The organism is Clostridium sp. C8 (assembly GCF_001010885.1).
GTDB classification, from domain to species: domain Bacteria; phylum Bacillota; class Clostridia; order Clostridiales; family Clostridiaceae; genus Clostridium; species Clostridium sartagoforme.
The window spans coordinates 1-14137 of the sequence record NZ_LBMX01000054.1 but is presented as its reverse complement, the minus strand read 5'-3'; the positions used below and the strand labels follow the sequence as shown (position 1 = coordinate 14137).

Genomic DNA, 14137 nt, shown 5'->3' with positions numbered 1-14137 from the left:
GTTTCATCTCATTCTTTTTTAGTTAGTTTTTTTATTTTATATTTAAATTTAATAAATAACATTTTAAATTATAATAGCTATTAATAATTGTTAATCGTTAATCGTTAACCGTTAATTGTTACGATAGTTTCTTATACAAGTAATTTCCTAGAGTTTGTAATGCTTGTACTATTATTACTAAGATTATTACTGTCACAATCATTACATCTGTCTGGTATCTTTGGTATCCGTACCTTATTGCTACGTCTCCAAGACCTCCTCCACCTACTGTTCCAGCCATTGCTGAATACCCTATTATGCTTATTATTGTTAATGTTAATCCAGATATTATAGAAGGGATTGCTTCTTTTAACATTACCTTAAAAATTATTTGTGTATTAGAAGCTCCGAAGGATTTTGCTGCTTCTACTACTCCTGGATCTACTTCTTTTAAAGCTGATTCTATAATTCTTGCTACAAAAGGTGCTGCTGCTACTGTTAATGGCACTATTGCTGCTTCAGTTCCAATTGATTTTCCAACTATTAATTTTGTAAATGGTACTATTGCTACCATTAGTATTAAAAAAGGAAAACTTCTTAAAATATTTATTATACTGTCCAATGTATTATATATTATCTTATTTGGTTTTAATCCTTTAGGAGCTGTAACTATTAATGCTATAGCGGGAATAAAGCCTAAAATTACTGAAAACAGTGTTGAAAAAAATACCATTATAATTGTTTTATTAAATGCCGGTAATAATATTTCTAACATTAATTAATCACCTCCAATATTACATTCTTATCTTGTAGATATTTAATTACCTTTTCTTTATCTTCTTGCGCTATATTTATTACTAAACTTCCAAGAACATCTTCTCTAAATTTTTCTAGTTTTCCCCAAACTATTGAAAAGTCTACATTAATTTCTCTGGCCATCTTTGTTATAAGTGCATTTTCTGATGATGTACTTGGAAAAAATAACTTTATATTTACTCCTGTTGTAGGTAGTAATTCGTCATCTTGTTCGCCTAAAAATTTTTTAAGGGAAACTCCTGGGTTTAAAAATAAGTCTTCCGATTTGCCTTGAGCTTTTAAAATTCCGTCTTCTATTAGTGCAACCTTTTCGCATACCTCTTTGACAACTTCCATCTGGTGAGTAACAATAACTATTGTAATTCCTAGTTCTTTATTTATTTTTGATAAAAGTGCTAATATATCTTTTGTTATTTTAGGATCTAATGCTGAAGTAGCTTCATCACAAAGTAGAATTTTAGGTTCTAATGCTAAAGCCCTTGCTATTGCTACTCTTTGTTTTTGTCCACCACTTAAACTTGATGGTTTTACATTAGCCTTTTCAGAAAGTCCTACTAAATTTAAAAGCTCATTTACTCTACTTTTAATTCTTACTTTTTCATATCCCCAAACTTCTAAAGGTAAGGCTATATTTTCAAAGACTGTTTTTCTATTTAATAAATTAAAGCTTTGAAATATCATACCCAAATCTTTTCTAAATTCTCTTAGTTCCAGCCCCTTTAAAGATTTAACTTCACGTCCCATAACTGTAAGTGAACCATCTTCGTAGGCTTCTAATCCATTTATACATCTTAACAAAGTGGATTTACCAGCACCACTATGTCCTATAATTCCATATATTTCTCCCTTTTGTATTTTAATAGACACATTTTTTATAACCTGTATCTCACCAAAGCTTTTGGTTAAATTATTTATTTCAATCATGATTATATTCCCCCCTAAGAAAATTAAAGAAATAAAAAAGTGATATTTTCAAAAGAATAAAAAACGCACTAGAGAATAAATCTCTAGTGCGTATAATGTCACATATTAATTTATTCTCTCATCTATCAGCTAAAAGCTGCAGGATTTAGCACCAAACATAATAAAATATAATTATCTAACATAAATTAGACTTATCATAATCCTATTATAGGTTGCTGGGTTTCACAGGGCCAGTCCCTCCACCACTCTTGATAAGAAACGTATTAAAATATTAAATTTTTCTATTGATATTAATATACATATATAATTTGAATTTGTCAATATATATCTTAAAACTTATTTATGTGTACCTATAAAAATTTAAATACTATAATATCTTTTTCTACATTAACAAGCTCTGCATCTGTATTTAATTCTATAAAATTAATTATGTTTTCTACAGTAGAATCTGCTTGCGAGCTACTAGCACATATTCCTGATATACCAATAACTATGCTTTGATGTAGATCTTGGTTTTCTATTTCATTTACTGATATATTAAATTTATTTTTCAATTTTTGAGTTATACTTCTAACTATCATTCTTTTTTCTTTTAAAGAATGTACCCAACTTGCTCTTAAATTTACACTCATTATTAATACTTTCATTTCAAACCACCCTCGATAAAAAATATATATACTCTAAATTTACATACTTGTTATATTTTGCGAAGCAATTTCTTTTAGTTCACAGTGCACAATTCACAGTTATTTTCATTTTGTAGGTAACAAGTACTAAGTGTAAACTATAATTAAAAACTAAGAAACATCTACTTCAAGGTGAGCTTCAATAGAGAGGATTTCATAGCGTTCAACTTCACTAAGTATTGAATGCCGTGCACATTATATAGTTTAAGTTTTGTGCAGCAAAAAAACCTCAATTTTTTCATTCTTTCATTTATAAATTGCTTCGCAATTTATATCATAACCTGTTACCTGTTCCTTGTTACCTGTTCCCTTTCAAAAAACTGTGAACTGTGCCTTGTGAACTGTGCACTGAAAAATTGCTTCGCAATTTAAAACAATTGTAAATTAGAGTCCATGTTATTATTATGAATAAAGCTCATGGATAATATTCTCTCCATGAGCTTTATTTGTGATTTATAAGAAATTTATTAATGATTAGTATAGCTTAAATCATCTACCATATAATTTAGTTAAAGAATAAATTTCTTTTGCTAATTTTTCACTAAAATCTTTTTTAGATGCTCTCCACATCCAATTTCCTCCTAATGTTGAAGGCATATTCATTCTAGCGCTATTACCTAGCCCTAAGAAATCTTGCATTGTAGTTACTGCTAAGTAAGCTGGACTTCCCCAGACCCCTCTTATTAAGCCTTTTGCTATCCCTTCTTCATAAGTTAAGTTCAAGTAGTTTTTAGCTTTTTCAATTTCATTTTTGCTTCCAGTAACATTATACCATCCACAAATAGTATCATTATCATGGGTGCCAGTATACGCTACACAATTAATTGGATAATTATGTGGTAAATCTCTACTATCCCCATCACCAAATCCAAACTGTAATATTTTCATTCCTGGGAATCCTGTAGTATCTCTAAGATCTATTACTCCTTGTGTCATCATTCCTAAATCTTCTGCTATTATATCTACTTCGCCAAGACTATTTTTTATAGCATCAAATAATTTTATTCCAGGTCCCTTAGTCCATTGACCAAACTCAGCTGTCTTATTTCCATATGGTATTTCCCAATATGCCTCAAAGCCTCTAAAATGATCTATTCTTACTACATCATATAATTTAAAACTCTCTCTAACTCTATCAATCCACCAGCTATAACCATCTCTATCTAAGTTATCCCAGTTATATATAGGATTTCCCCAAAGCTGTCCAGTAGCTGAAAAGGTATCTGGAGGGCATCCAGCCACTGTTATTGGTAACATATTTTCATCAACATTAAAGTATTGTGGATTACTCCAAATATCTGCACTATCTTCTGCTACATAAATGGGAATATCACCTATTATTTTAATTCCGTTATCATTAGTATATTTCTTTAAACTATACCATTGTTTAAAGAATATATATTGAATAAATATCCAATAATTAATTTCATCTTTCAATAATACTTTATAAGAATCTATGGCTTCCTTTTTTCTAAGTCTTATATTATCATCCCAATTTTGCCAACTAACTAAGTTAAAGTGATTCTTAACTGCCATATATAAAGCATAATCCTCTAACCAGAACTTATTTTCTTCTACAAATTCATTTATTTCTTCATTATATTTATTTTTTGAATTTTCATATGCAATTCTTAACACTTTATTTTTATTTATAAATAACTTTGCATAATCAATACAATTTTCATTTATTCCATAATCTAAAGTTGAATAATCCTCTTTTTTTAATAAATTATCTTTTTCTAATAATTCAAAATCTATAAAATAAGGATTACCAGCAAATGCTGAAAAACATTGATATGGAGAATCTCCATAACTAGTTTGCCCTAGAGGGAGTATTTGCCAATACTTTTGTCCACTCTTTTTTAAAAAATCTACAAAGGCAAACGCTTCCATTCCAAATGTACCTATTCCATACTTTCCAGGTAGTGATGAAATATGCATTAATATCCCGCTACTTCTTTCCATAAATTTTACCTCATTTCTAATAAAACCTATTCTATTTTGTATTTGTGAAGGCATTTAATAAAACTAATCATAAAAGTTTTTGCTTTGAATATTGAGGGTATAAAATAATTAATTTTAATCTATATAATTTATCTTAATCTACTTATAATAACAATAGATTATGTTATTATAAGTAGATTAATTTTTTAATTTTCTATCTTAAAATTAGTTGATTCTCTATGAATAAGCTCTGTATTTAGTATTACATGCTTATTATCAGTTTTATCCGCTATTAAATCTAATAATAAATCAACGCTTATCTTAGCCATTTCTAACTTAGGTTGTATTACTGTTGTTATGGTAGGATTATAAAACTCACTAATATCCATACCATCAAATCCTATTACAGCAACATCTTTACCTACTTCTCGACCATTATCTTTTATTGCTTTGGCACATCCGACAGCCATTATATCTGATATAGCAAATATAGCTGTAATATCTTTATTAGTTTTTAAAAGCTTATTAGTTTCTTCATATGCACCTCTATAATCATAATTACCTAGAATTTTATAATTACTATTAAATTCAATATTATTTTCTCTTAGTGCCTTTAAATATCCAGCTTCTCTTAGATATCCAATTCCAAAGTCATTTTCATCTCCTAATAATATAGCTATATTTCTATGTCCACATTCAATTAGATATTCTGTAGCAATATAAGCTGATTTTTCGTTATCTATAGATACTGAGGAAAAATTGAAAAACTCTTTTCCGTACTTATGATTTATAGAAGTTAATACAACTGGTACTTGTATATCATTAAAGTCATCATTTCTTGCTTCTGTAAAATTTCCTCCTAAGCAAATTACACCTTGTAATCTTTTTTCTTTTATCATTGAAATCAGATTATTCATCTCATCATCACTTAAATAATCGTGATGCTCTAGTATCATAGAATATCCAGCCTTAGAAATTCTTTTACTTATAGAATCTAACATTTCTGAGAAAAAAGGATTAAATACCCCTTTTATCAGAACTCCAATATTATTTGTATTATTTTTTTTAAGATTTCTAGCACTGTTGTTTGGTATATAATTATTTTCTCTTATTATTTCTAATACCCTTTCTCTTGTTTGCTCTTTAACATCTGGATGATTATTAATTACCCTTGAAACAGTGCTTACCCCTACCCCCGCAATTCTTGCAATATCTCTTATGTTTATCATAACTCCCTCCAAGTTTCGACAAATTATTCGGTACCGTTTCCATTTATTGCTATTCTTTTACAATATAGGATTAAAGTAAGAATGCATATTATTCTTTTACTGATCCTGAAACTAAACCTGATGCTATATACTTTTGTAGAAGCATAAATATTATTACTATTGGTAAAGATGCCATTACTGCTGCTGATGAATACATAGTCCAGTTTGCAGAGAATTGATCTTTAATGAACTTTTGTAATCCAGTAATTACAGTTTGTACTTCTGCATTTTTTAATATTGCTGATGATATCATAAATTCACCATATGCACCTATAAATGCAAATAGGAATATAACTATTAACATATTTCTTAGTAAAGGTAATATTATTACTGAAAATACCTTCCAAGTTGATGCACCATCTATATAAGCTGCTTCAACTAATTCATCTGGTATCCCATCTACTGCTCCTTTCAAAAGCCAAATATTATATGCACTACCACCAGCTAGTATTAATATTAATACCCATGGTTTATTAGTTAAATTATATGTGAAAACTATTCCAATTATTGCTGGTAACGCCATAGCTGCTGGAAACATTTGAAGAATTAATAAACTCATAAGTCCATTTTTTCTTCCCCAAAATCTTAGTTTTGAAAAAGCAAATGCCGCTGGTACTGATAAAACTAACTGCAATAATGCTACTGCTGTACACAAAATCAATGAATTTTTTAACCATAATAAGAAATTTGTTTTTTCAAATACTCTTTTATAATTTTCTAAAGTCCATTCTGAAGGAAAGAAGGTTGTTTGTGTAAATGCATTTCCTTTTGCCATTGATGCAGAAATTACTGCTATTATAGGAACTAATGTTATTGCTATCATTATCCAAATAAAAATTCTACCAAGCCAAGCCGCTCTTATTTCATCAGATCTTAATTTCTTTTTATATACTACCTTATCTTTCTTTCTTACTAAATTTTTTAAATTTACCTCTGTTTGCATATTAATCAACCTCCTCAAACTGACCAGATGCCTTCATTTGAATAAATGAAATTGATGCAATTATTATAAATATTATTATACTAAGTGCTGATGCAATATCAAATCTTCCAAATTGCATTGAAAGTTTATAGTTTACTGATGCTAGTATATCTGTATAACCTGCAAATTGTGTTGTTAATCTTGGAGGACCTCCTCCTGTTATTAAGAAAGCTGAACTAAAGTTATTAAAATTAAATGCAAAGGATGATATTATAAGTGGATAAGCAGTTTTAGCTATTGATGGTAATGTAATATGTGTGAATTGCTTCCACTTAGTTGCACCATCTACTTCTGCAGCTTCATAATAAACTTCTGGTATTGCTGATAATGAGCCTAAACAAACATTCATCATATATGGAAATCCAAGCCACATATTAACCAATATTATACTCAACCTTGCTAAGTTAGGATCTGTTAGCCATTTTATTGGTTCTTGTATTATATGCAGTTGCATTAATAAATTATTTATTTGACCATAACTACCATTAAATAAACCTTGGAATGATAAAATTGCAACTGATACTGGTAGTGCCCAAGGAAGTATTAATATACCTTTATAAATTCCTCTTTCTCTTATATTTGGATTATTTAAAACTAGTGCAATAATTAATCCTAAAAAGAAGCATCCAAGTGTTGATATTATTGCAAAAATCATTGTCCATGCAAATACAGGTAAAAATGTTTCTTTAAATGGTCCTGTTAAAACCTCTATAAAATTTGAAAAACCTACAAAATTAATTTCACCCTTTGAATACTGAGTATAATCAGTAAAAGCATAGTATACTGTTGAAAATACTGGAAGCAATGTGAATATAAATATTGAAATAAGTGCTGGTGCCAAAAAATAATAAGCTTTACGACTTTTACTCTTCATTCCCATTTACAATCCTCCTTTATTTTATATAGAGATAGGCATTACACCTATCTCTATTTAGCTACATATATTATTTTATTTGTTTAATACCTTCTTTTACTTGATTAACTATATTTTCTCCAGCTGTTTTAGCATCTATTTGACCTAAAGTTAATAACTTTAAGTTATTTGCTGCTGGTTCCCACATAGCTTGAACTTCTACTATATTAGGCATTGGCATAGCAACTTTTGCTTGTTCCATAAATGCTTTAGTATATTCATCATCTACTACATAATCTTTAGATACTGGAATTCTGCTACCAGTTTTATAAACTATATCTTGTCCTTTATTAACAAACTCCTCCATAAGTTTCCATGCAAGATCTTTATTCTTTGAATTTTCATTAACAAAAGAAGTTTGAACTCCTAAGAATGTTTGTGGAGCTTTTCCATTTAAAGTTGGCATTGGAACTACTCCAAAGTTTAATCCAGCTTCTTTAGCACCTGAAACATCCCATGGACCTGAGAAATAGAATGCAGATTTACCTGATGTAAAATCACCCTTAGCTATATCTCCAGTTATATCTGCTGCCATTAATTTATCTTTGTTAACTAAATCTGAAATAAATTGAAGTCCTGCTACTGCACCTTCATTTCCAAGACCTATATCTGATGGATCTAAAGTACCATTATTGTTTTTATAAACATATCCACCACCTGCTGATAAGAATGCATATGAGAAGAAGAAATCATTTATATTATACTCAAATCCAACTTCTTTTGCCATTGCAACTAAATCTTCCATTGTCTTTGGAACTTCTTTAACTTTGTCTTTATTATAGAACATTCCTGTTGTTTCTTGAGCAAATGGAACTGCATAAACCTTTCCACCTATAGTTACTGCATCTACTATACCTTGAGATGTATATTTATCAGCTGAAACCATTCCTGATGGTACTTCTGCTGTTATTCCTGCTTTTTGGAACGTTCCTAAATTATCATGTGGAGCTCCTAATATAAGATCTGGACCATTATCACTTTGACAAGCTTGAATCATTTCTTGGAACTTTCCTTGGTCTTCAACAACACTTACTTCAACATTATTTTCTTCGCCCCAAGCTTTAGCTACTTTTTCAAATTCTTTAACTTCGTTAGTAGTAAAGTGTGACCAAACTGTTAAAGTTTTCTTTTCTGTATTGGCAGTACCGCCTTTTTCATCTTTTCCACCACAACCAACTAAAGAAGTTGTAGCAATTATACCAGCAATTAAAACTGCTAATAGTTTTGAACGTTTTACCATAATAAATTCCTCCCAAAATCTAATTTTAGATCTTTATATTTATAAACCATATTAGGTTTATTAACTAAATTTATAATATTTTTTTATTTGTGATATTGTTTACAGGTAACCTTACCGGTACCGTTTCCAACAAACTTTATAATTTATTTTTATATCCTGATTCTTTCCACAATAAAAATAAAATTTTAAACTCTACTGCTTCATTAAAATTGGATATATCATAGTTTACTATTTTTTTTATTTTATCTATTCTATAGAATAATGTATTTCTATGAATATATAACTTATCTGCTGACTCACTTATTTTTAAACCTTCACTAAAGAAAATTTCTATTGTTTTTATAAGATCCTCATCTAACTTAGAAAAAATATCATTAAATTCTTTATATACTCTAGTTATTTCTTTTTCATCTACATTCTCTATCATTTTTTCTACTAATAAAGAATTTTCAGTATATATCTTTGATTGCAAATTATATTTTAAACATATTTCTAAATTATCTTTAAGATATTCAAATTTTTCTTTAAGTTCACTATATTCATCAATTTTACAATAACTTATATAACACTTTTCTGTTATACTTTTTTTGATTGCTAAAAAAAGTTCTTTAATACTATCATCACTTATATCATTTTTACTTATAATAACAATGTATTCATCTTGAACAACTATAATACTATCGTCACCTAAATATTTTCTCTCTATTAACTTTAAAGCTTTAGAATGCTTGTCTTTTAAATGAATAAGTATTAATTTAAACGGCTTGTCCTTTATAACCTCTTTTAGAATATCATTAGAAAATTCTTTCCCTTTTATTATGTCTAATATTATTTCTTCTTTAGATTTTACTGCATTACTTAATTCTTGCTCTAAACAATATTTTAATAAACTCATACAGTTACTATAATTTTCATAGGTTTCTAGTAACAGTTCTTCTGTTGGTATTCTTAAAATACTGCTTACAATTTTAGAATTTTTCCCTTGAAGAAAGTCAGCTATTACAGATCCATCTTTTTCGCTTATTTTGAAGGGAATTTGAATTTCTTCACTTATTTTTTGAAAAGAGTTTTTTAACCCATACATAAGCTTCCCCCATAATTTAATTTTTCTGAATATTTATGAAGCAGGTAACGTTTCCAGAAAAATAAGAAATTTTGTTTTTATAGTATTTAACTTTACCTTGTAACTAGATTATACTCGTGCAATCGTTTTTATTCAATAGTATTTTAATACAATTAGCTATTTATTTTTTTGTGTTATCTCACAAAAAACAACTTGAACCCCTTGTATTTAGCCATACTTATCAACTAAAAAGCTTTTTTTAATTTAAGCTTTTTAGTTGATTTATTATTTCATTTTTTTCATAGCTCTCTTCATATCATTTACGATACCTGAAATATTTCTTTTTGCATCTTCTCCCATATTTTCTACATGTTCCATTATCTCAGATATTTCATCTGCTATTTCTTCAGTTAATCTACCTGATTTAACATGTCTATATAGCTTTTTCATTTTTCTTTGAATTTTATCATCCTCCATAAAATACACCTCCTTATAGCGTAATCTATATTTTTATTTTTTCACTTTTTTATGAATTTATACTTATATATTAGATAGTGTAGAACTAAAATTTTAATAATTCTTTATATAAACAATATTAAATTAAAAAAAGCTTGCTGAAAACTTCTATTCTTCAACAAGCTTTTTTTATGAATTTTTCTTTGTTACTATATTGTTTATTATTTTAATAGCTATATACCCACATATAATTCCAAATATCATTCCACCAACTATATCTGATGGATAATGTACCCATAAGTATAATCTTGAAAATGCCACAAGAAAAGCTAAAAAGTAAAATAAATACTTATATTCTTTTATATAATACCCAAGTACCATAGCTGCTGCAAATGAAGATGCAGTATGCCCAGAAGGAAAAGAATAGGATGATGGAGCTTTAATTATAAGCTCTATATCATTTATGGAATTAAACACTCTTGGTCTTTGTATTATATTCTTTATTATACCTTCTCCAATGATACTTGTTAATAATAGAGCAACTATCATTGTTATTCCTATTCTTTTATATTTTTTACTTACTAGTAATATTACTGATATTATAATCCAGATTAATCCTCTATCTCCTAGCTTAGTTATTAATACCATTATACTGTCCATAAAAGAGCTAGAAAAATATGTTCTAATAATTTCTAAAATTCTTAAATCTATAAAATTTATATACTCCCACATAATTCCCCCAGTAAAATATGTATTTATTACTTTCCATAAATAATGCTTTGTTGATTTTCATCCAATGCACTTGAATTTTCTTGAGTTAACTTACTTGAGTTTTCTTCTATAATTTCACTTCTATAATTTTTAATTAATGCTATATCCTGTACTTCATCATTATAATTATATATTTTATATTGATTATTATATTCTTCTGAATTTTTACTTATTCCTTGATTATATATCTTTTTTATTGCTTCGACAACTCTATTGTTTCCTTTAAATCCATTTATATCATATCCTTCAACATAGCTCCATATTGCAATTTGTGTTGCAAAATATGCTTCCTCTTCTGAAGATAACCCTATTTCTCCATAACTTTTATTAGGATAACCTTCAGATATTATCCCAGCTAATCCATCAGTGGCATAGCCTATACCTTTAAAGATCTCTCCACTTGGATATAATTTTTCAATTTCTAAACAATAACCTATTTCTTCAGTTTCCAATGCTCTTATCATTTTTGCTTTAATAATAAAATTTTCATATTCTATTTCTCCAACATAATAATCTCCTGTTGATATTTTTACTTCATCTCCTAATTGCATTGCAAAGTAATTAGAGCTAAAATTTAATATTAATAAAACTAATATAAAAACAATAGCTATACTTTTTCTTTTAAATTTCATTTTATCACTCCTACTTAATTGACTTTATACTATTTTTATCAAATTAAGTTTAAATAATACTAGATGTGATAAATATTATTCATAATAAAACAAGGTAAGATATCGTAACATCCTACCTTGTTTTATCTTTAATAATTATAGTTTCATTAAAAATGCTCACCATTTTCATAGTATCTATTTTCTTCTAACTTAAAAAAGATAACATCTACATTAGAATATCCTATTGAGTTAACATAATTGGTGATTATCTTTGCCGCTTTATCTTGAATTTCTTGTCCTCTATCAAACCAAGAAATTTCAACTATTGCTTCACCATCAACAAATTTACCATCTCTTACATATAAAGATTGATCAACTGTTAAATTAAAATACTCTCTTGGGCATTTGATTAATTCCTGAAGATCGTCTACTAGATTCTTACTTATATCACAAACTTTTTTAGCTTCTACTGCTTTAAATCTAATGATTGGCATTATAGGACACTCTCCATTTCTATACTTTTTAACAAAATTATATCATATTAGTAGTATTTATAAAATCCTTATGCATAACTTTTAATTTTACTTACATATACATATATTTAAACTTCTTTACTTATTATATATATCTATTTTGTATAGTTTTATCTATAAAAAAATATAGAGGTAGTCTAAATTATTTCATTTAGCTACCTCTATTGTTTATTTTATATGCATATTTATTCACTTGCTATTGTTTATTTTATACACATATTTATTTACTTACTATTGATTGCTTTATTCATTTCTATAAGCTCTATAGCTAAGTCTTTTATAGTTTCTGCACTGATCAATTGATCTTCAGCATGCATTATTATCAAAGAAAACTCAAGCTTTTCACCATTAGCTTCCTTATGAATCAATCCAGAATGTGCATGATGCCCTTCTAATAAAAATCCTTTAGCTTCTTCTATTTTTTTGTTTGCTTCATCATAATCATTATTTCTAGCATCTCTTATTGCTTCTATTGCCAAAGATTTAGCCATACCTACGTTGCTTATAATTTCAAAAGCAACTAATTCTAGTTCATTCATAATTATTCTCCTATCTATCTTATTTATTACATAGTTTCTGTATCTGCATTTAATCCTTCTTCTTGTGATTTTGCTGCTGCCTTATTAGATGCTATAACGAAAGGAGCATAAATTAATACACTGACTGCTAAACACACAATACCTACAACAAGTTCCATAATTTCTCCACCAGTTCCTACGAAAGGTATAAGTGGTCCTGGAGTAGTCCAAACAGCTCCATAAGCTATTGGTGGAATAATCTTAAGCATTATTGCACCATATCCTATAAGAACATTTACTATAGGTACTATTAAAAAAGGTATTATATATATTGGATTTAGAACTATTGGTAAACCGAATATTACTGATTCATTAATATTGAATAATCCAGGTCCTATAGATAGTTTAGCAATATCTCTTTGATCCTTTGCTTTAGAGAATATGAATATTGCTATAAGTAATCCAAGTGTCATACCTGAACCACCATAGTTAGCAAAAGCATCAGTTAAAACCCAAGTTGTTGGGTATGGTGCACCCCATGCTGTTCCATTTGCTTGTGCAAATGCTAGGTTAGCTGCATTTGGTTCTGCAAACATAGTTTCTCTTACTGCTGCAATAGTATTAGGTCCATGTATACCCATTATCCATAATAAATTTGATACTAAAACCATAATTACTACTGAGAAAATATTATCTCCAAGTTTAGTTAATGGTGCTTGTAATGCATTATAAATCATAGTGTGAATTCCACCACCATTTGTAACTTTACTTAATATAAAGTTAAGAACTGAGAAACCAACTGTTACTATCATTATTGGTAATAATATTTTAAATGTTCTAGAAACTGCTGGAGGCACTTGTTCTGGCATCTTAATTTCAAGTTTAGGAGATTTAGAAAGTCTTGATAAAAATTCACCTACTAATAATCCAACTATTATTGCAACAAATAGACCTTGAGGTCCCATATATTGAGTTGTAAGGTTTCCATCAACTGCTGATGGGTACATTATAAAGAATACTGACACTGAAGTAAGTCCAGTTAATAAGTCATCTGCACCTAAAGCTCTCGCAAGATTCCTTGCTATTAAAAATGCTATAAAAATTGCTAAAATGTTTAAAGATCCATTTAATACTGGTGCAAATATAGCTTGATAGTCTGCTAAATTAGGTATTAAATCTCCTAAATGAATAAGTTTAGCTACAAATCCATCTGGATGAAGTAAAACATTGTTTATTAATACCATTAACGCCCCTGCCATTGTAATTGGGAAGGTTAAGATAAATGCATCCCTAATAGCAACAATATGTCTTTGTGCATTTAACTTTGTTGCAATTGGAACAAGTATTCTTTCCATGCTACTTTCTAATTTTGTCATAAAGCTCATTGTTTTTCCCCCTCATATTTTTTATTTAGGCTCTGTTTTATTTAAATG

General features: G+C 28.2%; 15 protein-coding genes and 1 riboswitch. All 15 genes read right to left on the bottom strand.

Features of this window, described 5'->3' with window-relative positions:
* Nucleotides 1–118 precede the first annotated feature (118 nt).
* Nucleotides 119–754, bottom strand: coding sequence for a methionine ABC transporter permease (locus AAT22_RS08710; protein ID WP_016206265.1), 636 nt, complete (start codon nt 752–754; stop codon nt 119–121).
* Nucleotides 754–1719, bottom strand: a complete 966-nt coding sequence (locus tag AAT22_RS08705) for a methionine ABC transporter ATP-binding protein (RefSeq protein WP_016206266.1) — start codon at nt 1717–1719, stop codon at nt 754–756. The genes AAT22_RS08710 and AAT22_RS08705 overlap by 1 nt, the downstream gene beginning before the upstream one ends.
* Before the next feature lie 115 nt (nt 1720–1834).
* A riboswitch (SAM riboswitch) is annotated at nt 1835–1977 on the bottom strand.
* Nucleotides 1978–2069: 92 nt separating this feature from the next.
* Nucleotides 2070–2366 carry a DUF503 domain-containing protein gene (locus AAT22_RS08700; RefSeq protein WP_016206267.1) on the bottom strand — a complete coding sequence of 99 codons (297 nt, stop codon included), beginning with the start codon at nt 2364–2366 and terminating at the stop codon, nt 2070–2072.
* Between the two features lie 528 nt (nt 2367–2894).
* A complete protein-coding gene (gene malQ, locus AAT22_RS08695) occupies nt 2895–4370 on the bottom strand; it encodes a 4-alpha-glucanotransferase (RefSeq protein ID WP_047000924.1) in 1476 nt (491 codons plus the stop codon).
* A gap of 185 nt (nt 4371–4555) precedes the next feature.
* On the bottom strand, nt 4556–5575 hold the full coding sequence (locus AAT22_RS08690; RefSeq protein WP_047000983.1) for a LacI family DNA-binding transcriptional regulator: 1020 nt from the start codon (nt 5573–5575) through the stop codon (nt 4556–4558).
* A 91-nt stretch (nt 5576–5666) separates the two neighbouring features.
* A complete protein-coding gene (locus AAT22_RS08685; RefSeq protein WP_047000923.1) occupies nt 5667–6560 on the bottom strand; it encodes an ABC transporter permease subunit in 894 nt (297 codons plus the stop codon).
* Nucleotide 6561: 1 nt separating this feature from the next.
* Nucleotides 6562–7479: a sugar ABC transporter permease gene (locus AAT22_RS08680; protein ID WP_047000922.1), complete on the bottom strand. Its 918-nt coding sequence runs from the start codon at nt 7477–7479 to the stop codon at nt 6562–6564.
* A 64-nt stretch (nt 7480–7543) separates the two neighbouring features.
* Complete coding sequence (locus AAT22_RS08675) at nt 7544–8752, bottom strand: maltose ABC transporter substrate-binding protein (RefSeq protein WP_047000921.1); 1209 nt, start codon at nt 8750–8752, stop codon at nt 7544–7546.
* Nucleotides 8753–8888: 136 nt separating this feature from the next.
* Nucleotides 8889–9836, bottom strand: coding sequence for a helix-turn-helix domain-containing protein (locus AAT22_RS08670; RefSeq protein ID WP_047000920.1), 948 nt, complete (start codon nt 9834–9836; stop codon nt 8889–8891).
* A 264-nt stretch (nt 9837–10100) separates the two neighbouring features.
* Nucleotides 10101–10292 carry a hypothetical protein gene (locus AAT22_RS08665; RefSeq protein WP_016206274.1) on the bottom strand — a complete coding sequence of 64 codons (192 nt, stop codon included), beginning with the start codon at nt 10290–10292 and terminating at the stop codon, nt 10101–10103.
* Between the two features lie 168 nt (nt 10293–10460).
* Nucleotides 10461–11003, bottom strand: a complete 543-nt coding sequence (locus tag AAT22_RS08660) for a phosphatase PAP2 family protein (protein WP_016206275.1) — start codon at nt 11001–11003, stop codon at nt 10461–10463.
* Nucleotides 11004–11029: 26 nt separating this feature from the next.
* A complete protein-coding gene (locus AAT22_RS08655; protein ID WP_016206276.1) occupies nt 11030–11674 on the bottom strand; it encodes a thioester domain-containing protein in 645 nt (214 codons plus the stop codon).
* 146 nt (nt 11675–11820) lie between these two features.
* A complete protein-coding gene (locus AAT22_RS08650; protein ID WP_016206277.1) occupies nt 11821–12147 on the bottom strand; it encodes a DUF1904 family protein in 327 nt (108 codons plus the stop codon).
* A 263-nt stretch (nt 12148–12410) separates the two neighbouring features.
* A complete protein-coding gene (locus AAT22_RS08645; RefSeq protein WP_016206278.1) occupies nt 12411–12725 on the bottom strand; it encodes a PTS lactose/cellobiose transporter subunit IIA in 315 nt (104 codons plus the stop codon).
* A 26-nt stretch (nt 12726–12751) separates the two neighbouring features.
* Nucleotides 12752–14089, bottom strand: a complete 1338-nt coding sequence (locus AAT22_RS08640) for a PTS sugar transporter subunit IIC (RefSeq protein ID WP_047000919.1) — start codon at nt 14087–14089, stop codon at nt 12752–12754.
* Nucleotides 14090–14137: the final 48 nt, after the last annotated feature.